The 22,097-nt window shown below is 42.7% G+C and carries 15 protein-coding genes; 8 read left to right on the top strand and 7 right to left on the bottom strand.

The annotated features are described in order from the left end of the window. The first annotated feature begins 1 nt into the window (after position 1). The 6 genes from ACED59_RS11140 (at position 2) to ACED59_RS11115 (ending at position 7,671) form a co-directional block, all read left to right on the top strand. Positions 2–1,573, top strand: a complete 1,572-nt coding sequence (locus tag ACED59_RS11140; RefSeq protein WP_102556510.1) for a type I restriction-modification system subunit M — start codon at positions 2–4, stop codon at positions 1,571–1,573. Beyond that, positions 1,570–2,808 carry a restriction endonuclease subunit S gene (locus ACED59_RS11135; protein ID WP_102556509.1) on the top strand — a complete coding sequence of 413 codons (1,239 nt, stop codon included), beginning with the start codon at positions 1,570–1,572 and terminating at the stop codon, positions 2,806–2,808. Before ACED59_RS11140 ends, ACED59_RS11135 begins: the two co-directional genes overlap by 4 nt. A gap of 67 nt (positions 2,809–2,875) precedes the next feature. Continuing rightward, on the top strand, positions 2,876–5,764 hold the full coding sequence (locus ACED59_RS11130; protein ID WP_102556508.1) for a type I restriction endonuclease subunit R: 2,889 nt from the start codon (positions 2,876–2,878) through the stop codon (positions 5,762–5,764). Positions 5,765–5,786: 22 nt separating this feature from the next. Then, on the top strand, positions 5,787–6,731 hold the full coding sequence (locus ACED59_RS11125) for a hypothetical protein (protein WP_102556507.1): 945 nt from the start codon (positions 5,787–5,789) through the stop codon (positions 6,729–6,731). Between the two features lie 20 nt (positions 6,732–6,751). Beyond that, positions 6,752–7,096: an STAS-like domain-containing protein gene (locus tag ACED59_RS11120; RefSeq protein ID WP_102556506.1), complete on the top strand. Its 345-nt coding sequence runs from the start codon at positions 6,752–6,754 to the stop codon at positions 7,094–7,096. Continuing rightward, positions 7,096–7,671, top strand: coding sequence for a hypothetical protein (locus tag ACED59_RS11115; RefSeq protein WP_102556505.1), 576 nt, complete (start codon positions 7,096–7,098; stop codon positions 7,669–7,671). The genes ACED59_RS11120 and ACED59_RS11115 overlap by 1 nt, the downstream gene beginning before the upstream one ends. Positions 7,672–7,855: 184 nt before the next feature. On the opposite strand, the gene ACED59_RS11110 is transcribed toward ACED59_RS11115, so the two are convergent. The 6 genes from ACED59_RS11110 to ACED59_RS11085 all read right to left on the bottom strand — a co-directional run bounded on the left by ACED59_RS11110 (position 7,856) and on the right by ACED59_RS11085 (position 15,904). Beyond that, a complete protein-coding gene (locus tag ACED59_RS11110) occupies positions 7,856–8,314 on the bottom strand; it encodes a hypothetical protein (RefSeq protein WP_102556504.1) in 459 nt (152 codons plus the stop codon). Between the two features lie 2 nt (positions 8,315–8,316). Continuing rightward, entirely contained in the window at positions 8,317–10,362 is a 2,046-nt protein-coding gene (locus tag ACED59_RS11105; protein ID WP_102556503.1) for a hypothetical protein, read from the bottom strand. After that, a complete protein-coding gene (locus ACED59_RS11100) occupies positions 10,362–12,110 on the bottom strand; it encodes a hypothetical protein (RefSeq protein ID WP_371704931.1) in 1,749 nt (582 codons plus the stop codon). The genes ACED59_RS11105 and ACED59_RS11100 overlap by 1 nt, the downstream gene beginning before the upstream one ends. Continuing rightward, positions 12,103–13,422, bottom strand: coding sequence for a tyrosine-type recombinase/integrase (locus tag ACED59_RS11095; RefSeq protein ID WP_102556501.1), 1,320 nt, complete (start codon positions 13,420–13,422; stop codon positions 12,103–12,105). The genes ACED59_RS11100 and ACED59_RS11095 overlap by 8 nt, the downstream gene beginning before the upstream one ends. A gap of 95 nt (positions 13,423–13,517) precedes the next feature. After that, positions 13,518–14,876, bottom strand: coding sequence for a glutathione-disulfide reductase (gene gorA / locus ACED59_RS11090; protein ID WP_026012237.1), 1,359 nt, complete (start codon positions 14,874–14,876; stop codon positions 13,518–13,520). A gap of 188 nt (positions 14,877–15,064) precedes the next feature. Further along, entirely contained in the window at positions 15,065–15,904 is an 840-nt protein-coding gene (locus ACED59_RS11085) for a 23S rRNA (adenine(2030)-N(6))-methyltransferase RlmJ (protein ID WP_009848068.1), read from the bottom strand. Between the two features lie 279 nt (positions 15,905–16,183). Here ACED59_RS11085 and prlC point away from each other — a divergent pair, with 279 nt between their 5' ends. Further along, complete coding sequence (gene prlC / locus ACED59_RS11080; RefSeq protein ID WP_017099234.1) at positions 16,184–18,226, top strand: oligopeptidase A; 2,043 nt, start codon at positions 16,184–16,186, stop codon at positions 18,224–18,226. A gap of 68 nt (positions 18,227–18,294) precedes the next feature. On the opposite strand, the gene asnC is transcribed toward prlC, so the two are convergent. Then, positions 18,295–18,759, bottom strand: coding sequence for a transcriptional regulator AsnC (gene asnC, locus ACED59_RS11075; RefSeq protein ID WP_009848066.1), 465 nt, complete (start codon positions 18,757–18,759; stop codon positions 18,295–18,297). A gap of 126 nt (positions 18,760–18,885) precedes the next feature. Here asnC and ACED59_RS11070 point away from each other — a divergent pair, with 126 nt between their 5' ends. Beyond that, positions 18,886–21,993: an EAL domain-containing protein gene (locus tag ACED59_RS11070; protein WP_347230493.1), complete on the top strand. Its 3,108-nt coding sequence runs from the start codon at positions 18,886–18,888 to the stop codon at positions 21,991–21,993. Positions 21,994–22,097: the final 104 nt, after the last annotated feature.

The raw sequence follows: 22,097 nt of genomic DNA, 5'->3' as shown, positions 1-22,097 counted from the left end.
CATGGTCGAACAACACCAACAAGAACTAAAGAAACAGCTTTGGAACATCGCAAACACCCTACGTGGCAACATGTCTGCCGATGATTTCCGTGATTACATCCTTGGTCTAATCTTCTATAAATATCTATCAGATAAGCTAAACAGCTACGCTGATGAACTGCTTTCAGAAGATGGTATTCAGTTCGCTCAAATCGATGAAAAGAGCGAAGAAGGCCAAGAGTACCTAGAGGCTGTCCAAGAAGAGGCGCTAGACAAACTAGGTTTCTTTTTTAAGCCATCAGAGTTGTTTCATGTGGTTGCTGAAGCTGGTGCTAATGGTGAGTTCATTCTTGATGATGTGCGCGATGTTCTGAATGACATTGAGCAAAGTACTATGGGAGCAGACAGCGCGGATGATTTTAACGGCTTGTTTGATGAGCTCGACCTAACATCAAACAAGCTAGGTAAAACGCCAGATGCTCGTAACAAACTAATTGCTAAAGTGCTTGAGCACCTAGATAACATCGATTTCCACTTAGAAAACAGTGAAATTGATATTCTTGGTGATGCCTACGAGTATCTAATTGGCATGTTCGCCAGTGGTGCGGGCAAAAAAGCTGGCGAGTTCTATACGCCGCAAATGGTTTCTAAGCTGCTCGCTAAGCTTGTGACACTTGATAACCCAAACCTTAAATCAGTTTATGACCCAACGTGTGGTTCTGGCTCTTTGCTATTGCGTGTTGCCAAAGAAGCTAACAACCCAGACTTAAAATTCTACGGGCAAGAGCAAAACCCAAGTACTTATAACTTAGCCCGGATGAACATGATTATGCACGATGTTCACTACAACCGTTTCGATATTCAGAATGACGATACGTTAGAAGTTCCAGCACATATTGAGCAACGCTTCAGCGCAGTGGTAGCCAACCCTCCATTCTCTGCTGATTGGTCTGCAAACCCTCTACACCTGAACAATGAGCGCTTTTCTGATTATGGAAAACTTGCACCCAAATCAAAAGCGGATTTTGCTTTTGTTCAGCACATGGTTCATCAACTTGATGATGACGGTACAATGGCAGTGGTACTGCCTCATGGAGTGTTGTTCCGCGGCGCTGCAGAAGGGCATATTCGCCAGCACATTATCAAGGAGAAAAACTATCTCGATATGGTGATTGGTCTACCTGCCAATATCTTCTTTGGTACTTCTATTCCAACTTGTGTGTTGGTGCTGAAAAAGAGTCGTAAAGCAGACGATGACGTGTTGTTTATTGATGCCAGTAACCATTTTGAGAAAGGTACTAACAACAACGTAATGCGTGAGGGAGACTTACAGCGCATTCTTAATGCTGTTACTAATCGTCAATCCATCGATAAGTTTGCTTTTGCAGCAACACCTTCAGATTTAAAAGATAATGACTACAACCTAAACATCCCTCGCTACGTTGATACTTTTGAAGATGATGATGATGTCAACTTAGCGGAAGTATCAAAGTTACTAATAAAAAATGACCGAGCGATGTTAGAAACTGACAATATCATCGTTGGGTATTGTGCCGAGTTAGGTATTGATGTTCCGTTTGAGGTGGTGAAGTGAATAAGCCAAAATCACCAAGACTAAGATTTCCAAATATTAGCAAAGAGCTAACTTCAAATTCTCTTAATGAGCTAAGTCTTTTAGTCACTAGTGGTTCTAGAGATTGGGCTCAATTTTATTCAATTTCAGGGGCAAAGTTTATTCGGATGACGAACCTTCGAAGAGGGAGTCCTGTTCTTGATCTTGAGGAGCTAAAATATGTATGTGTCCCGAAAACCAGCAGGGATGGATTTAGAACTAAGTTAGAACATGGTGATGTTTTAGTTTCTATTACTGCTGAATTAGGAAAAATAGGGTTAGTTCCTAAAGACATTGGTGATGCCTATATTAATCAGCATGTAGCGTTAGTTAGGCCTAAAAAGTCAGATCTTTGTGGTTTTTTAGCTCATTACTTAACTGCACCTCAAACACATAAAAGACTGAATAGATTGAATGATTCAGGAGCTAAATCAGGATTAAATTTAAGTACTTTGAAAGCTTTTCCTGTTCACAGTCCTGAAACTGATGAATGTAGGAAAATCGCTGACTTCTTAACTTCTGTTGATACCAAAATCAGCCAATTGGCAGAAAGCTATCGTTTGCTTAAAGAGTACAAAAAAGGCGTAATGCAGCAGACTTTTGGTCAACTACTTCGCTTTAAAGATGAAAATGGTAATGCGTTCCCTGAGTGGGAAGAGAAGCTTCTGAATCAATTGGCATCAAAAGTAACGACTAAAAATAAAAGTAGGTTAGTAAAGGCTGTACTTACTAACTCAGCAAAGCATGGGATAATTTCTCAACAAGATTATTTTGATAAAGAAATAGCCAAAGAGGATAATACTGACAACTATTATATAGTTGATATTAATGACTTTGTTTACAATCCGAGAATATCTGAGTTAGCACCAGTTGGTCCAATCGGTAGGAACAACGTTGAACAAGGAGTGATGTCTCCGCTGTACTCTGTTTTTCGCTTCAATCCGGAAGTATGCCTGGATTTTATAGCATACTTTTTTAAAGGGACAGCATGGCACAAGTACATGCATAGTGTTGCTAATTTTGGTGCAAGACATGATCGAATGAACATATCAAGCGCAGACCTGATGGCACTTCCATGCCCGTTTCCTTGCATTGAGGAGCAGAAGAAAATCGCCCAATTCTTACAGTCTATCGATACCAAAATCGAAGGTGTTGCAGAACAGGTAGAACAAACCAAACAGTTCAAAAAAGGCTTACTACAGCAGATGTTTGTGTAATTTCTTGATGCAGAGCTCTATTTGCTAGGGCTCTGGATAAAGACAATTAAGGAAAGTAAATCGTCACATGGCTTATCAATCAGAACAACAATTAGAAGACAATTTAATTGCTCAGCTTTGCACTCAAGGTTTTGAGGTTGTTACGTTAAAAGATAACGCAGCGCTTGAAGCGAACCTAAAAACTCAACTTGATAAAGTGAATAAATGTACGCTTTCAGACACTGAGTTTCGTCAGGTATTGGGCAAGCTTGAGAAAGGCAATATTTTCACCAAAGCGAAGATATTGCGCGATCAGCTTGATGTCACCTTGGATGATGGTGACAGCCGACATTTAACGTTGTTGTTTGATGATGCCAGTAAAAACACCTTTCAGGTTGCCCAGCAAATTACAGTGAAGGGTATCTATACCAATCGTTATGACGTGACGGTATTGGTCAATGGCTTTCCGTTAATTCAAATAGAGCTTAAGCGACGTGGTATTGAGTTAAAAGAGGCGTTTAATCAAGTTAAGCGCTACCAAAAGCATTCCTATCATGCCAACCACGGTCTGTTTAATTATATTCAGTTGTTTGTCATCTCTAATGGGGTGAACACCCAGTATTTCTCTAACAATAGCGAAATGTCAGCGAAACAGACGTTTGACTGGACGGATTTTGATAACAAGAGGATTAGCCAGCTTCCGAGCTTCGCTAGTGCTTTCCTAACAACGTCGCACCTAACAGCGATGTTGACGAAATACATAGTTTTGAACGAGACAGGTAAGTTCTTAATGGTGCTGCGCCCGTATCAGTTCTATGCAGTGGAAGAGATCATTAAGCAAGTCAAAACTGCAGACTTGAACGGTTACATATGGCACACCACGGGTTCTGGTAAGACGCTGACGTCTTTTAAAGCTGCGCAGATTATGACTTCATTAAGTGAAGTTGATAAAGTCGTTTTTGTTGTTGACCGTAAGGACCTCGATTACCAAACAGCGTTAGAATTTAATGCCTTTGCCAAAGGTTGTGTAGATAGTACAGACAATACCAATATGCTGTTTCATCAGTTAATCGATAAGCCAATTAAAGGTAAAAAGATTAACGAAAACCGCAACAGCAAACTTGTCGTTACCACACTGCAAAAGCTCAATAACGTGGTGACTAAAAAGCGCTACTTAAATGAGATGGAAGCGCTACAAGATAAACGTATTGTTTTTATCTTCGATGAGTGTCACCGCAGCCAGTTTGGTGATACGCACCAGAATATCACTCAGTTCTTCAAAGGGGCTCAGCTGTTTGGTTTTACGGGCACGCCAATCTTTGCTGAAAACGCAGTCGCTAAGAAATCCATAAAGAAAACCACTAAAGACCTTTTTGGCGAATGCTTACACCCTTATGTGATCGTTGATGCTATTCGTGACAATAACGTTCTGAAGTTTGCCATTGAGTATGTGGGGCGCTATCAGTACAAAGATGGCTCGAACAACAACCTTGATATTGAAGTAGAAGATATCGACACCAAAGAGCTTCTAAGCTCTCCTGCGCGTCTTGATAAGATTACCGACTATATCATTGCTCATCACCGAAGAAAGACGCACAGCCGTGATTACAATGCGATGTTCTGCGTATCTGGTGTGCCTGAATTGATCCAGTACTATGAACTTCTAGCTAAGAAGAAAGCGGAAGGCAAGCACAACCTTAAAGTAGCGACCATCTTTAGCTATGAAGCCAATGAAGAGGAAGAGTACGAGTTAGGCAATGGTGACGAAGCAGATATTCAAGAAGCTGCAGCAAAGTATTTGAATGACGGCGACGCAGTAAAACTGCACAGCCGAGATAAGCTTGAGTCTTTCATCGGCGACTACAACAAGATGTTCGGCACAAGCTATACAACCAAAGATAGTGAGTCTTTCTATAACTACTACAAGAACATCTCTAAACGAGTGAAAGCGAAAGAGATCGATATTCTTCTTGTAGTAAACATGTTCTTAACGGGTTTTGACGCTCCAAAACTTAATACGTTATATGTCGATAAGAACCTAAAGAATCACGGACTCATTCAAGCATTCTCGCGAACTAACCGCTTGTTAGATGAAACTAAATCTCACGGTAATGTGGTCTGTTTCCGCAACCTGAAGAAAGCAGCAGATGATGCATTTACGCTGTTCTCTAACAAGCAGCCGAATGAATCTATTGTTATACCGCCATTTGAAGATCTGTTAGCAGACTTTGATAAAGCTTATGAAGCGTTAATGGCAATTACGCCAACAGTTGATTCAGTTGATGACCTTCCTGATGAAGAGGCTCAGGCTCTGTTTGTTAGGCAGTTCCGAGAGTTGATGCGTCTTAAAAATATGCTGGGTAATTTCGCTGATTTCGATATGGACTCGACCGCAATGAGCGATCAAGAGTTTCAGGACTTCACCAGCAAATATGCCGACTTAAATCGCCAGTTACGTGAGAACTCAACCAAAGAGAAAGTATCAATACTTGATGACGTCGATTTTGAACTTGAGCTAATGCACCGAGATGAAGTCAATGTTGGTTACATTCTTCACTTATTGCGTGAGCTACATGAAGAAGATAGCACTGACGAGAAAGAGCGTAAGCGCCAGGTTATCGCGAACTTGATTGCTTCTGACCCTACGTTACTCAGTAAGAAAGCTCTAATCGAGAAGTTCATGAATGACCATCTTGATGGAATTCCTGCTCACGCTGATGTTGAAGAAGAGTTTGAATTCTTCTGGGAAAAAGAGAAACGTGAAGCTTTAGAGGGCATGGCAACAGAAGAAAACCTAGATACTGATAAGCTAGAAATCTTGGTTAACCGTTATGAGCTTAGCGAAGAGATGCCACTACGTGATGACTTTGTAGGAACGCTACAAACCAAGCCTACGATATTGCAACGTAAAAAGATTGTTGGTCGGTTAACTGAGAAGTTCAAAGGGTTTGTTGATACGTTTATTGGTGGGTTTTGATTTTTATAAATGGGATTGCAAGATGTTGACTTTAAAACAACTTCCAGAGCAAGTTGTAATAAAAGTCCCTTCAGTTAGGGATGATATCCAAGGCTTTTATAATCTATGGAGCCGCTTGTATGGGGTTGAATGGCAAGAATCTAAAAAATATTACATTACTTTAGATTTTTCTAGTTGTAATAATGCAGGTGTTAATCTGACTTCGATTATCGGGGCTTTTGTTTCATTTGTTCGTCGTAAATTAATAAACAGTACGTTGAGGGTCGAAACTAAAACAATGAACCTACCAGTTTATTTAAAACTGAGAAATATGGGGTTATTGGAATCACTTGATAGACTTGATGGGCAAGGGTTTACTAAGAAAACTGAAGATATTATTCCATACCGAGAGTTTTCGCCCGCCACACGAGAAGGTGATGTTTTATCCTATTTGAAACACGAATGGCTTGGCAAGAATAGGCTGAATTTTTCTGAGGAAGTGGAAAGTGCGGTTCTAAGCTCACTGTGGGAGATATACGCTAATGCATTTGAGCATAGTGGAACTCATCAAGTACAGAGCTGTGGTTCATATGATCGAAAATCTGATACGCTTTCCATTTTAGTCGGTGATTCAGGAAGCGGAATTCCTACGAGTGTTATAAATTATATAAAATCAGATTTGACTATAAAAGAAGCTTTGGAGTGGGCGTTAGTTAGAGGGAATTCAACATACACAGCAAACCTTAAAGAAGCTGGGAAAGCAGAACCTCGCGGTTTGGGGCTACATTTATTAACCGAGCTGGTCGACATTAATGAAGGAAGTATGGATATATACACTGATACGGTTTGTTATACTAGAAAGGCTAAACAAAGCGTGTATGCCGAAAATCAGCTAGCGATTCGGGGAAGTTGGATTAAATTGACACTGAACTGTAAGCGTAATGTGATATATCATTTTATAGATGAAGACATCCCTGAGTATTTTTGATTATTGGAAAGGTATTAGTTATGAAAATCGATGTTGCAAAAGTTGTTGGAAAGACTGCAGTCTCAAGGGATGGTGGATTAAAGCTAAAAAGCATACTTGATGTTGAGATTAGAAATGGCACAAAGGTAGAACTTGACTTTCAAGGGGTGCAAATATACGCATCGCCATTTTTTAACACAGCCGTTGCTCCTTTTTTAGGTGAGATGAAATTTGAGAAATTTAGAAGTTTAGTTAGCTTTGAAAACATCTCGCCAGTCGGTAAGCGTCTTCTTAATCAGGTTGTTCATAATGCTATAGATTTTTACTCAAAAGAAGTCGAAGAGCAGAGTGATTTAGAAGAAAAAGTAAGTCGAGGGCTGGAGTAATGGGGATAGTTTTAGAAAACTCCAAAGTTTTTCCTGTAAAGCAAAAAATCCTCCTTGATACTAATGTATTGTATTGGTTGACTTACGCAAGCTCGAGGGTTTTTCCGCGAAAATTAAAACCTCAAGAGTATCAACTAGATGAGTACCCTAGATTGTTTCAAAAACTCATTGAAAATGAAAACGAACTGTTTTATTCCAATTATTCAATCTCTGAATTGGCAAGTATTATTGCTAGAGTTGAAGCTTCTTTGAGTGGTATAGGTCGAGAGTTCGAAAGAAAGAAGTGGCTACGAGATGAAAATGGTAGGGAGTTAGTTCTTGAAGAGTTATCTATTGTTGTTGAAACACTGGAGTCTTGGTCGAAGCCATTAGAGTCTTATGCTCCTCCATCCAGTGAGAAGTACCTTGAGAGGTACGCTCAAGTACATTTGGATGGTTATGATATTAATATTGAAAATGAAATATCAAAAAATCAGTTAATGTACGTTTTAACTGATGATATCGATTTTGTCAGTGTAGATAAATTAAATGTCATTACTGCGAATAGAAATCACCCTAAGAAGCTTGTAAGGTGATGTTAAAAGTTAAAGGGCTGATCGGTGGCAATCACGTAGATAGTTACAAGGTGTAAATATACTTTTGATGTACACCTGTTAATACGTCAGCACTTTTTAGTGCAAATACCAACACTTAATTGAGTCTGCTTGGTCTAGTGGGGAAAGGCTGATGATATTATGACATCTATAGTGCATATTGGAGTTACTTAATCGAAACAACCTTGCTTCGCTTTAGTTGAGCTAACTCTTCACGTAATTGGGAGTTTTTAAACTCCAAATCTTCTATATGAGCCAACGCTTGAACCAGCTTATCGTTAAGGTGGTGCTGTGAAGCAGCGAACAGGGCTAGTTTCTCTCTCTCAGCCTCATACTTAACCTTAAAGTTTTCCTTGATACGTTTCTGCTCTTTGAGCTTGGTGCGCACGGTCTGGATCTCTGGTTGGACTATTTCACCGTTGCCTGCAGCAATTTCTGCTTTGGTCTGTTTAACCTTTTCAACAAGTTCGGGGTAGTAATAGCCACTGCCGTTACCCAAATTAGCTTCTTCCTCAACAGCTCTCACACTGAGCTTACGGTGAGTCGGTATACGTTTGGGTTTTCCATGAGCAATTCGGTCTAAAGCGGCCTCTAGCGCAAGGAGTGTATTTTCACCTTTACCCATCCTTAAACCTCCCTGACGGTTAGTTCTGCTTCAAAGGCCGTAAATGCCATACCAAAGTCTCGCATCACGTTTTCAGCTGCTCGAATTTGAGTAATGTAATGGCTTCTATCCGTGACCGTAATATCGTCTCCTGTTGTCATATAGGCCGATAAACTACGATGCCTCTTTTGCCACCACTTTGCCTGTTGCTCATCAATAATGCTGCTGCCAGAGCTACAATCCACGCAGAATTGGGGAGCGACCACACCATCCATATCGCAGTCATAACCGGATTTGCAATAACTGTGCATTGAACCATGAAGTGTTAGTTTGCCATCCTTTACGGCCTTATATATTACATCCCAAGAACTGTAGATGGTGGGAACATCACCACGCATTTTCACGATGGCTTTACCGTGGGTGCCAGACAGTATTTCATCCGAATGCCACTGTTTGAAGATTTTATTGGCGGTGGTTTCAGCATTAATCTCTTCGAGCGCTTGCTGTATTTTTGTATCTACCTTTAGATCTCGCAGACTCGCCAGCTTACCACCGTTGGTATACCACTCTGTCATCGAGAGATATAGGTGTTTAAATTGCTGTTTAAGCGCAACCAGTGTCCCCAAACGATTCTTCACGCAGTAAAATGCTAGTGTTCGCCTAAATTGGTGAGTGCTCATAGGCCATGGTTTTCCGATAATAACGAATGTTTTTATTCTATCTCGTGAGCGAGGGTTGGAGGCTAAGCATTCTTGATAATCATCTTCCGTGACTAGGAAGCCAAATTGCTTGCAAAAACGCTTTAATCGCGTATTCCAATCCGTGATTACTTTAGGTGGTACTGAGCGCGCTCCCTGATTCAGCCATAATGAATTTGCATACTTTTCATCAGGGTAGACAGTTTCATTTCGCCAGCGTTTAGTCAAAACCGTCATTAAGTCTATTGATGTTTTGGAAGCTGCCGCTGTTACCCACGTTTCGCGTTTTTCTTCTAATTTAAAGGTATGAGATTGCAACATATGATGAACTCGACCGGTTAAGGAGTCTTGGTAATAACTATTTGGTGTTATCTTGTCTAGCTCTGAGTCTCGCATTCCGCTGAATCCACCACAAACAATGTAGCTAGCAGTAATGAGTTGGCCCAAGTAACGTCTAAAATCATTTGCGTCGTTAAGAGTAATACCAGGCAATTTGTCTTTTAGTGGCCGAATGATATTTTTTCGATCATGAGGTTGGTAGTGAGGAACGAGGGATGCGTATTTGCGGGTGTTTATGCTCCCATCATCATTCAAAAATGCATAGGAGGACCCCTGTTGAACCTTTAAATCTAAGGCTCTCTTGCCTTCAATATAGTTGTCTTGTAATGCGCTTTCGGTATTGGCCAAGAGCTCTGCATGAGGCAGTGCTTCTTCAATTAGTTCTATCGCCTTGCCATAGATGACATGGCATAACCGTCCAGGAATGACCAGAAATTGCTGTCCGTCCTTCTCACACAGTTTTTGAGCTTCTTTTTTTGCCTTTATGGGTTCTATGCCCAGTGGTATGTTGTGCCAGCCTGAATCTACGATTACTCCATTGATGGCAACAAATGTTCGAACAATTGTTGCTTGGGCATAATCTTGTTGTTGAAGGTAGCTATCAAGCTTTCTCCTAAATGACGCAGAGGATATCGCAACCAATGATGTTAGATTCTGTTGCATTAATAAAGAGTAGGTTCTTTTCAAGTCTCTAAGTCGAGAGAAAACGCCTGAAAAACTGAGTGGTTTTTTGTTTCTAGTACTAGCGTTAAAAAGCCAACCCAAGGTGAATATCTTGAGTTCACGTTGTAATGTAGGTGCATTATTAAAGTTTGAGAACTTGAGGTTGTTACATTCTTTCTTACGTGAGAAAGGTAAGCAATCCCAATCATCTTGTCCAAATGTTGCCGTTACTTTACCATCTCTATCTTTGCAAATAACAACAGAATCCAACTCTTCAAATCGCCCTTCGTGATACAGAGTAATGATGTCCACGCATTTCACTTTATGTTCTTTGGGGAAATTTGCAGTGTATAGGTGGCTGGTTTTCATTATGATGGCTCCTTAGAATACGATGGAACGAAACCAAGAACGGAGCCAGCACTATCCCAGTAAGGGTGATAGCCTTCATCATCAAGTTTGGTTTCTGCTTGTTTGAGTAGCTTTCTGTCTATTCGGGGTAAGATTTTTTCTTCTATGAACTCCACGATGTTTTCAAAATTCTGACGGTAGTGGTTTGCATCGAGATGTAGGTAGAGTGATTCCTCGATACACGCTTTAAAGCTCAGTAAGCACCAAATATCAGAGATCGATTGAACAATGACCTGACTGGGGCAGCCGAAACAACCGAGCAAGTCAGCACAAGCCAACTTTTCCCCTTCACTGAGCAGTCCTTGTTTAATCGCTTTCTTAGAGTATTTTTCTGACTTCTCACCAAGGGGAGTGGTGCAACTTCCACCGTTGGGAGTACGACTTAAACCAGGTAAGTTGATTTTGTTTTCCTCTTCAATGACCAAAATATTTATATTTAAATTGGCCTGTGCCTCTTTGGCGTTTACACCTGCTTTAATCTCTTCTTCTCGTATCGACATCGCATCTTGCATCATGCCATTGTTGGCTATTCGGTTTCCTTCGCTATAGCATCTTTTCCTCGTGTTAGGGGTGTTGCCTAACATGATGTCATTAACTATTTCTCCTTGGTGATAGGCCGTTAGCTGTGCACCTGTCTCACGAAAGCGGCTTACCATTGGGCGTAATCGGCGTCCAGTTTGGTCGACGAATGCAAAATGCTTGTCAACCCATAGACTTAAGAAGCTTTGCAGAATGCTATTCTTTACTGGTGTGGCTTGCCGCTTAGTCACTGTTTGAAGAAGTGTTGCGCTTTTATCTGTTGATATTAAGCGTGAGGCATTGAGTAAGTTGTCAAAAAATTGCATTGCATATTTCGGAATGTCCAGTCTATGCTCGCCCATCTCAATCTGAATAGTTTTAAATGCTCTACGTTTAAATGAAGGCATGGTGTACCAAACTTCTTCAATTGACATAGAAGAGTTACTTGGCTGCGGTAGTCGTAATAAATCAGAGGTGTTTGCATAGGTGTAATAAGACAATAGGTACGTAGCTGCGCTCATCATTTTTGATACAGCACCAAATAGCTGATAAGTCTGACCTCTCCACTCAAAGGTCATGGTGGGCCGGCCTTTGTTGGTATTGATGTGCGTTTTCGGCGACTCAATGAATTGATGGTAAGTTTGCTTGAACAGACTACGTAGAAAAGGAAGTAACTGATTTAAATCACTGCGAGTATAGGCTTCAAAAGATTCGGAATCAGACCTATCCATCACTGCTATTGAGTTGAAATGGCTGGATGGAAAATCTAAATAATCACGAAATAGCACCAAACAAGAAGAGAGCTTTTGGTGATAAGTTGATTTTTTTAGTGTCCCTTGCATAACTTTTGTATGCATATGAGACATATAACCTTCGAGTGATGTCTGTGTAAAAGCAATCGCATTATTTTGATCACACCAGCGTAAATATTGAGACCAATTCATGTATTGAGATATTAGAGTATTATGACTTACTCCTTCTTCTACCTTTTCACCAAAGCAAGTTTTTATTTGATTTACAAAGCTTTTACGATTTGCATCTTCAAATTGGCCACCTTGCTGTAATTCATGCGTGGCAGGAAAGTACTTAACCAAAAAACGATTAAAGTCTGCGAGGCTATTCTTCCCCGTATCTAACTTAAAACAAAGCTTTGAATCCCAGCCGTGAAGATATGAAACATTATCACTCATCCTCGTCACCTAGTGCCTCGTGCATGATGCTATCTAAAATACCAAACTTCACTTTAAATGCGTCTTTGCGTTCTAAGTAACGCAGATACTTCCAAGTCGTAGATTCGTTTCTATGCCCCATCCAGCCCATTAGCAGCGTCATACACTCCACTGGAGATAGATTAGCTTTCAGCAAATCATTTAAGCGATATGTACCGTAGGTTGAACGTAGGTCGTGAAAACGATGAGTAAAGGAAGGGTAGGTTTTCTTGATAGAAGATCTAAACTCCGTCCACCGTGCTTCAATCGATTTAGCGGTCACAGGATTGCCTTGCTCACTCACGAAAAGAGGTTCATGGCGCTCACACAGCTCAAATCTTTCGATGACATCTTGTCTTAGGGAAGGCGCATTTTCTGGCAATGATTCTAATTTGGCATTGAGTTTTTTTACTCTTTTGATTCTGCGTTCGGAGGTGCGGTATTCGTTGAGTGTAGTTAAGAGTTCTGATGAGATTTCAACGCGTCTTTGCTTCAAGTATTTAGTCTGTACGCCTGTCGATTGAGGGGATAAAACTATCTCGTAACGATGCTCACTTTCATTCAGAGGTGTCGCGGTATTTAGGGCATTCAGGGAGAGCGTTGCCACTTCTTGGATTCGCATCCCTGTATCAATAGAGATTAAGACCTGCAAGCGTAACTCTTCTGATGCGCTAGGAAGGTGATGTGTCAGAATGTTTAGTGATTCTTGAGTCAGTGGTGATAAAGGTCGAATGTTTTTACTGCTTGCATCCTTGGGTACCTTTATACGTAAGTCGTTCGTTTCAACAGTAAACGTAGGATATATGTGTGCCAGCATTCCAGTGCTTTGAACGGATACAAACTCCATCTTAAATGGGGCTTCTTTTTCATTCTTGATTTTCAAGTAACCATCATGCATCAACCACTTGTAGTAATTAACAATATGATTCATTCGCATGCTTGCTGTGCTGTGAGTTAATTCACCATTCTTGATTTGCTTTAACAGGTAAGAGCGGAAAAGATACGTTGGTTTTAGTCTTTTGATGGGAGGGAATTTATCCCATGCTAATTGTTTATCTTCAAGGAATTGATAATAGGCGTAAAGAGCTTGGGAGCAGGGATTAAGGTCTTTGGCATCCTTAACTGCTTTTTGGTAAAAGAGGTAGCTATTAGCTTCATGGTTGAATGAACCATCACCATTGAACAGAGTTGGGAGAGAGCCAATATTCCCCTTAACAGGAGAGCATTGGTAGGTGTTGTCACTGATAGATAGTGCTGTCTGTTTATAGACATTGTTTGATTGTATGAGATACATAAATTCACCTAGAAAATCACTGACTATACATACAGCGTAGTCAGTGAATGATTATTTTCCAGATTTATTTATGTGTGTAAGATGCTTTTCCTACACTAACCCGTCATGGTAACGAATTCTTCGCTGCCCGTTGGGTGAATCGCCACAACAGAGTCGAAATCTGCTTTGGTTGCGCCCATTTTCATTGCAACGCCGAAGCCTTGAATCATTTCATCAACAGTAAAACCGATGCCGTGTAGGCCGACTACAGTCTCTTCTTCGCCAGCACACACTAGCTTCATCTTACAAGGTTGACGGTGCTGAGTGACAGCAGTGTACATTGCAGTAAAACCAGACGTGTATACCTTGATGTTGTCTTTGCCGTATTGCTCTTCAGCTTCTTGAGTCGTTAGACCAATAGTGCCGATAGGTGGGTGGCTGAATACAACAGTAGGAACGAGCGTGTAGTCCATCTTCGCGTTTGTTTGGCCGTTGAATAGGCGCTCAGAAAGCTGACGACCGGCTTTAACAGCAACAGGTGTTAGCTCGATGCCACCTTCCATGATGTCGCCAACACAGTAGATGCCAGGAACGTTGGTTGCTTGGAACTCGTCGACTTTGATGTAGCCACGGTCGTTGGTTGCAACGCCAGTTGATGCTAGGTTGATAGCGTCAGTGGCTGGGTGGCGACCGATAGCCCAAATTAGGTGGTCAACGTTTTGAGTGTTGCCGTTCTCAAGGTGCAGAGTCAGTGTGCCATCTGCTTCTTTCACTACTTCTTTAGGAACAGAGTGCGTGTGAAGTGTTGGGCCTTCCGCTTCCATTACTTCAACCAGTGTTTCAACAATCATTGGGTCGAAGCTGCGAAGTGGTGACTCTTTACGACAGAACAAGTGTGTCTCTGTGCCAAGTGCACTTAGTACGCCTGCGATTTCTACTGCGATGTAGCCTGCGCCGATTACAGCAACACGTTTAGGTTGCTCCATCAGATCGAAGAAACCGTTTGAGTCGATACCGTGCTCTGCGCCAGGGATGTTTGGAATGGTTGGACGACCACCCACTGCGATCAGGATGTGATCCGCTGTGTAGTGTTCACCGTTAACTTCAACGGTTTTTTCATCTACAAACTTAGCAAAGCCTTTGATTACGTTTATTTTGTTATTACCAAGAACGCGATCGTAAGATTGGTGGATACGACCAATGTACGCTTGACGGTTTTCAACCAGTTTGCCCCAGTTGAAGCCTTTTACGTCAACGTCGAAGCCGTAGTCTTTTGAATATAGGTTGATTGCTTCAGCAACTTGAGCACCGTGCCACATAACCTTTTTAGGAACACAACCAACGTTTACACAAGTACCACCAAGGTCTTGAGCTTCGATAAGTGCAACTTTTGCACCGTGCATTGCTGCGCGGTTAGCTGATGCGATGCCGCCTGAACCGCCGCCGATACAGATGTAATCAAAATGAGTCGCCATTACTTTCTCCATTTATTGAAGGCTGTGGGTACAGTGAGCGCACTGAACACCTACGTCCTATAGATTCTTAAATTGTCTAATTATTATATTGAGGGCAGATCGGTTGAACTCAATCTCCCTGTTTAAAATTTATTCGTGTACGTCACAGTCTGCTGAGTATTCGTCGGAGCATGACGTTAAGTTCGAGATTACTCGGGTACGATCCACTCTACTTTGAAGTGACCGGTTGCCGGCGCAATTGCTTCCTTCAAGAATGGAAGAATTTCGTTCATTTGGCTTTCTAGCTTCCAAGGTGGGTTGATAACAATCATGCCTGATGCTGTCATGCCACGCTCGTTGGTGTCTGGTGATACGCCAAGTTCGATTTGTAGAATCTTGTTGATGCCTAAGCCTTCAAGGCCTTCGATCATGTCTTCGATATCACAGCGATTTACCACTGGGTACCAAATTGCGTAGATACCGGTTGCCCAGCGCTTATGGCTTTGAGCAATCGCAGTCACAACATCACGATACTCTTTTGCCAACTCGTAAGGTGGGTCGATAAGTACCAAACCACGACGTTCTTTAGGTGGCAGGCTGCCTTTTAGGCGTTGGAAGCCATCTTCTTTGTAGATAGATACCTGACGATCGCGGTGGAACTCTTGCTCAAGCAGCGGGTGATCGGCTGGGTGAAGTTCGGTCAGTACCATGCGGTCTTGGTCACGCAGGTGCGCATGTGCTACACGTGGTGAACCTGGATAGAAACGCAGTTTTTCGCCATTGTTGAGTGCTGAGATAGACTCAAGGTAGCTTTGAATGTCTTCAGGAAGTTCTGTTTGTGCCCAGACGCGGGCAATACCTTGTTTGTATTCGCCCGTTTTTTCAGACCATTCATGCGTTAAGTCGTAACGACCTACACCAGAGTGAGTGTCATGGTAAACAAAAGGCTTATCCTTCTGTTTCAAAGAATTAAGAATAAGGCTCTGTACGATATGCTTTACTACGTCGGCATGGTTGCCCGCGTGGAAGCTGTGGCGATAACTTAACAAATTAAACTCTCGTAACACTCTCGAATTAGAGTGTGGTTAGTGTAGGTGGGGTTAATTTGACTATTATAACCCCCAATGGACCATAAATTCTCGAACAATTCAGGAACAGCTGTTCGCAATATGCAGTTAGTTATTGGTTCTACTATTGAAATTTGCCTTCATGGGCACTATTTAATAACTATTCGCAGGTGATTTTTTAGGGCGATCCTTAGCCTGATGACTGTAAGACGACCTCATTACAAAAAAGACGAAAGTCTCTAAAGCCAAAGGAATGTTTATATGTCTAATCCGCTATTAACCTTCACGGACTTACCTCCGTTTTCACAGATCAAACCTGAGCACGTTAAGCCAGCGGTTGAGCAAGTGATTGAAGAGTGTCGCAACAAGATAGAACAAGTACTTGAAGGTAATACTTCACCAAGTTGGGACAACCTCGTTGCTCCAATTGATGAAGTGGATGATCGTTTAGGCCGCATTTGGTCACCTGTAAGCCATATGAATTCTGTGATGAACAGCGACGAACTGCGTGACGCTTATGAGAGCTGCCTGCCTGTACTTTCTGAGTACGGCACGTGGGTCGGCCAACACAAAGGTTTGTTCGAAGCGTATAAAGCGATCAAGGCGAGCGAAGCATTCTCGGCATTAAACCAAGCTCAACAAAAAACCATCACTGACGCACTGCGTGATTTTGAATTATCAGGCATTGGCTTACCAGCGGACGAACAGCATCGCTACGGTGAGATCAGTAAGCGCCAGTCTGAGCTAGGTTCTCAATTCTCAAATAACGTGCTTGATGCAACCATGGGTTGGAGCAAGCAGATCACAGACGTCGCTGAACTGGCCGGTATGCCTGAGTCGGCACTGGCGGCAGCACAAGCCGCGGCACAAGCTAAAGAGCAAGAAGGTTACCTACTGACTCTGGATATCCCATCATACCTACCTGTGATGACCTACTGTGATAACCAAGATCTACGCAAAGAGCTTTACGAAGCTTACGTAACGCGTGCTTCAGATCGCGGTCCAAATGCTGGCAAGTGGGACAACACTGAGATCATCACTGAGCAACTTAAGCTGCGTCATGAGATCGCACGCATGCTTGGCTTTAGCACTTACAGCGAAAAATCTCTGTCGACTAAGATGGCAGAAACGCCAGACCAAGTACTTGGTTTCCTTAACGACCTAGCAGTAAAAGCCAAACCACAAGGTGAGCGCGAAGTAGAAGAGCTACGTCAGTTTGCTGAGAAAGAGTTTGGTGTCTCTGAGCTAAACCTGTGGGACATCGCTTACTACAGCGAGAAACAAAAACAGAACTTGTTCGAGATCTCTGATGAAGAGCTTCGTCCATACTTCCCTGAGTCGAACGCAGTGTCTGGTTTGTTCGAAGTACTAAACCGTGTGTTTGGTATGTCTGTGACTGAGCGTGAAGGTGTGGATACATGGCATGATTCAGTGCGTTTCTTCGACATCTTCGATGCGACAGGCACATTGCGCGGTAGCTTCTACCTAGATCTATACGCACGTGAACACAAACGTGGTGGCGCTTGGATGGATGACTGTCGCGGTCGTCGCATTACTCAATCTGGTGAACTACAGACGCCTGTTGCTTACCTAACGTGTAACTTCAACAAACCAGTCGGTGACAAACCAGCACTGTTTACTCACGATGAAGTGGTCACGTTATTCCACGAATTTGGCCACGGTATCCACCACATGTTAACGCAAGTTGAAGCGGGCGCAGTCGCGGGTATCAACGGTGTGCCTTGGGATGCCGTTGAGCTACCAAGTCAGTTCCTAGAAAACTGGTGTTGGGAAGAGGAAGCGCTGTCGTTCATTTCTGGTCACTTCGAAACAGGTGAAGCGCTACCAAAAGAGATGCTAGAGAAAATGCTAGCGGCGAAGAACTTCCAATCTGCGATGTTTATCCTGCGTCAGCTAGAGCTTGGCCTGTTCGATTTCACACTGCACACAGAGTACGATCCTGAAGTCGGTGCGCGCGTACTAGAAACGCTAGCCGACGTGAAGTCTAAGGTTTCTGTATTGCCAAGCCTTGATTGGAACCGCTTCTCGCACAGCTTTGGGCATATCTTTGCTGGTGGCTACAGCGCGGGTTACTACAGCTACCTATGGGCAGAAGTATTGTCTGCAGATGCGTTCTCTGCATTTGAAGAAGAGGGTATCTTCAACACTGAAACCGGTAATCGCTTCCTGAACAACATCCTTGAAATGGGTGGTAGTGAAGAGCCAATGGAGCTGTTCAAACGCTTCCGTGGTCGTGAGCCTCAAATAGACGCGATGCTGCGTCATGCGGGTATCAGCGCTTAATATTGTGCTAGTCAGAATGTGAAAAGAGCCTCCTTGTGAGGCTCTTTTTGTATCGATTTATCAAACGATTATGGATTTACATTGCGGTTGATAGGGTTCTGCAATGAAATCAGTGTCTCAGTCGATTGAACCTCGTCAATCGCCTGCAATTTATCGATCAGTACGAACTGCAACTCTTCGATCGATTTACACATCAGCTTTACGAAAATGTTGTAGGCGCCAGTGGTGTAGTAAGCCTCAACAACTTCATCTAAGGCATTCAGTTTTGCAATGGCTGAGTGGTAGTCGCGAGCTGCGTTAAGGTTGATACCAATAAAACAACACACGTCGTAACCAAGCTTCTTGGTGTTTACCACAACCTCGGTTCGCTCAATAATGTCGGCCGATCTCATCTTTTCGATACGAACGTGAATCGTCGCGGGGCTGACATCGAATTTCTTTGCCATTTCAGCATAAGGCGTGCGCGCATCTTCCATTAAGGTTTTGAGAATGGCACGGTCTAGATCATCCAGACGAGCTGTAGTTGTGGACATGCATAATCCTTAGGGTGAATAAAAAACATACCGACTTTAGTACACATCATAGCCAAGGGTGATAATATTAGCAGCAACTATAGTGTTAGGGTGAATTCAGTGCGATTTTCGTTGTTTTTGATTGTTATGTGTTGGAGTGCTTTTGTTTCAGCTCAAACAAAAGATGTGTTGGTTATTCACTCTTATCATCAGGGTTTTTTCTGGACTGATGATTTCCACAAAGGATTATCAGAAGAACTGGACCGTGATCGACTATCGTATCGAGTTGTTTATTTGGATAGTAAACGAACTCAAAACCCAGAATACTTAGAGCGCGTTTATCAGCTTTATCACACCAAGTTGATGCATGAAGAATTTGCTGCGGTTGTGGTCAGTGACAATAACGCCCTTAATTTAATGAAGCGCCTTGCGCCCGATCTCAAAGATACGCCAGTAATCTTTGGTGGCATCAACAATTTCTCCCCTGAAATGATTGAAGGTTTGAACGCGACGGGCATTACTGAAGATATTGATTTATTGGGTAATATTGAGCTAATTAAGCGCCTTCAAACAAACGTAAAGAAGATATACATTGTTACTGACCATTCAGTAACAGGTGAGGCTATCCGCTCACAAATCGATCGTTCTATTGAGGCTCACCCCAACTTTTCCGATTTGCTGGAGCACTATGTGCCTGACTCTTACCAAGAGTTAATTGCGTTTTCTCAGCGAACCGATCTAGATCAGAGCTTACTCTTTTGGGCATATTATCGCGATGCTAAAGGCAACGTGAGTAGCGTTGAAGACTGGCGACAATTGAACATTAAAACCCAAATGCCACTGTATATGGTGCACGATTTGGGGTTGGGTTTTGGGGCGATAGGCGGTGTTATTCAAAGTGGTGAAACGCAAGGTCGAGATACGGGACGTGTTTTACTAAAGGTATTAGCAAACCCAAATGAACCTCTGCCTTTAGTCGCACCTGGCGCATCGGAAATTAAACTCGACTACCAACAGATGTCACGCTGGGGGCTGGGAACTGAGAATGAGGCTTCAATTACTTTTCTCAATAAGCCTCAGTCATTCTTGGTGCGTTATCACGATGAAATTCGAACAATAGGTTTGCTGTTTCTGGTTATGTCGTGTGTTATTGCGACCTTGGTTTACTACCTCAACCGCCTCAAGAAAAGTGAGCGTGCTAGCCGACAAAGCCAGCTGTTACTAGAGTCGATATTCGATCAAAGTCTACAGTACATGGGTATTCTTGATAAAGGCGGTGTACTGCTGTCGAGCAACAGTAAGCTGCATGAGCTTCTTTATAATCAAGGTTATAAATTAGGAACACCTCTCCAAGAATATTGGGAGGGTGCCGCTGGCGAAGTGCTGAAGGAGTATTTTGCTGAAAGGGATGATTATCCAACCCTACGATTTGAGGCGGAGGTATGGTGCCGTGATCGTGGTGGAATGGTGCTAGATATCTCTTTAAAGCCGATGCCGAACAGTGAAGAGGACACCATTCAGTTCTTATTTGAAGCTCGTGATGTTACCTCGCGAAAGCTTGCTGAGAACAAGTTGTTCCAACGTGAAGCGAATCTCAAACTGTATTACGACAAGCAACCGGTGATGATGATTACACTGGATGTCAATAATCGCATTCAGCAAGTGAACCAGTTTGCTGAAGAATTACTAGGTTATCCACTTGATCTGCTTTTGGGGCATCGCCCTAGAGAATTTTATGTGGATGAGAACGCGATGATTCCTCGTCATATCTTGTTGCAACCACAGCACAAAATTCGCGGCGTGTGGCGTCGTGATATCGAGTATCGTCATGCGGACGGTAGAACGATCTGGATTCGTGAAAATATTCGTCCATTGGTCGACTCGGGTCAGCTGTTGATTGTGGGAGAGGATATTACTGAAACCCGCGAACTTTCTGAAAAGTTAGAATACCAAGCGCGTTATGACCTGCTTACAGACACTTTCAACCGCAACCACTTTGAGCAAGAGCTACAAAAGGCGCTGAAAGAGGTCGAGAGTCATATGAGAACTCATGCGATGTTGTTCTTAGATTTGGACCAATTGAAAGTATTGAACGATACTGCTGGGCATGAAGCGGGTGATGCCGCGATCTTATTTAGCGCTAATCTGATAGAAGATGTGCTTCCTTACAATGCTGTGTTAGCTCGGATGGGGGGAGATGAGTTTGCGGTATTAATCAAAGACTGTACTGAGCGAGATGCTGTCAATGTCTGTCACAGTATTATATCGATGATGAGTGAGAATCCATTCTTATGGGGTGATATTCACCTCAATCTTACTTGTTCTATCGGAATTCGATTGATTGACCATACTGCCGCTTCATCACAAATGGTGCATGCACAGGCGGATGCCGCTTGCCATGCCGCTAAAGAGGAAGGGCGAAATCGTTATCACCTTTATCATCTAGATGATGAAGATCTGCGCCGTCGCCATTTAGAAATGGAATGCGTTAACTTGGTACACGAAGCCTTAGCCAATGATCGCTTGGAGTTATTTGCCCAACGTATTCTTGGTCTAGAGGAAAATAGCAACAAAATGCACTTTGAGATACTGGTGCGGATCAAGAACGTCCAAGGTGAGTACATTTCACCGGGGATCTTCATGCCAGCCTCCGAGCGCTATAACATCGCGCATTTGATTGATCGCCAAGTCGTCAGTCAGACGTTGAATTGGTTGGAGCAACGCCCACATCTCGTTGATGATTTGGGGATGTGTTCGATAAACCTTTCTGGTCACTCGATGGGTAACCGAGAGTTTGTTGAATTCTTGATTGAAAGTTTGGCGAACTCATCAGTGCCTTGCCATAAGGTTTGTTTAGAGATCACTGAAACGGCCGCCATGAGTAATATGAAGCAGGCAATCAACTTCTTTACTCGAATTAAAGAGCTCGGCTGTTTGATTGCTCTGGATGATTTTGGTTCAGGCTTGTCGTCATTCGGATATCTGAAGGCATTGCCCGTTGATATTGTGAAAATTGATGGCCTGTTTGTGCGTGATATTGATGTTAACGAGATGGACTATGTGATGGTTCGTTCGATCAATGATTTAGCGAAGCAGATGGGCAAGCACACGGTGGCTGAGTTTGTTGAAAATACTCAGGTTCTCGATAAGTTGATTGAACTCGGTGTTAACTATGCTCAGGGCTATGTTATTGGTCGCCCGAAGCCACTGGCTGAGCTTGTTGAAGAATTAAGGCAAGAACGAGAGATCGAGTAATTGTTTTAAGTAAGCCGACCGAGCTGTGAATACTTTTCACCGCTAATATGTATTGTTGAGGCAATCAGGTAAACTGGTTGCCTCTTTTATTTTGAATACGACTG

It is taken from the genome of Vibrio sp. FF266, from assembly GCF_041439695.1.
Lineage (GTDB): Bacteria > Pseudomonadota > Gammaproteobacteria > Enterobacterales > Vibrionaceae > Vibrio > Vibrio tasmaniensis_A.
Note: the sequence above shows the minus strand (reverse complement) of the source record. Positions and strands in the feature narration are given on the sequence as shown.

Excerpts from the sequence above, each read along its gene's own strand:
- ACED59_RS11120 (WP_102556506.1), top strand. The coding sequence starts at position 6,752 with ATGAAAATCGATGTTGCAAAAGTTGTTGGAAAGACTGCAGTCTCAAGG.
- ACED59_RS11070 (WP_347230493.1), top strand. The coding sequence starts at position 18,886 with ATGTGTTGGAGTGCTTTTGTTTCAGCTCAAACAAAAGATGTGTTGGTT.
- ACED59_RS11130 (WP_102556508.1), top strand. The coding sequence starts at position 2,876 with ATGGCTTATCAATCAGAACAACAATTAGAAGACAATTTAATTGCTCAG.
- gorA (WP_026012237.1), bottom strand. The coding sequence starts at position 14,876 with ATGGCGACTCATTTTGATTACATCTGTATCGGCGGCGGTTCAGGCGGC.
- ACED59_RS11125 (WP_102556507.1), top strand. The coding sequence starts at position 5,787 with ATGTTGACTTTAAAACAACTTCCAGAGCAAGTTGTAATAAAAGTCCCT.
- ACED59_RS11095 (WP_102556501.1), bottom strand. The coding sequence starts at position 13,422 with ATGTATCTCATACAATCAAACAATGTCTATAAACAGACAGCACTATCT.
- ACED59_RS11110 (WP_102556504.1), bottom strand. The coding sequence starts at position 8,314 with ATGGGTAAAGGTGAAAATACACTCCTTGCGCTAGAGGCCGCTTTAGAC.
- ACED59_RS11100 (WP_371704931.1), bottom strand. The coding sequence starts at position 12,110 with ATGAGTGATAATGTTTCATATCTTCACGGCTGGGATTCAAAGCTTTGT.
- ACED59_RS11140 (WP_102556510.1), top strand. The coding sequence starts at position 2 with ATGGTCGAACAACACCAACAAGAACTAAAGAAACAGCTTTGGAACATC.
- ACED59_RS11105 (WP_102556503.1), bottom strand. The coding sequence starts at position 10,362 with ATGAAAACCAGCCACCTATACACTGCAAATTTCCCCAAAGAACATAAA.
- asnC (WP_009848066.1), bottom strand. The coding sequence starts at position 18,759 with ATGTCCACAACTACAGCTCGTCTGGATGATCTAGACCGTGCCATTCTC.
- prlC (WP_017099234.1), top strand. The coding sequence starts at position 16,184 with ATGTCTAATCCGCTATTAACCTTCACGGACTTACCTCCGTTTTCACAG.
- ACED59_RS11115 (WP_102556505.1), top strand. The coding sequence starts at position 7,096 with ATGGGGATAGTTTTAGAAAACTCCAAAGTTTTTCCTGTAAAGCAAAAA.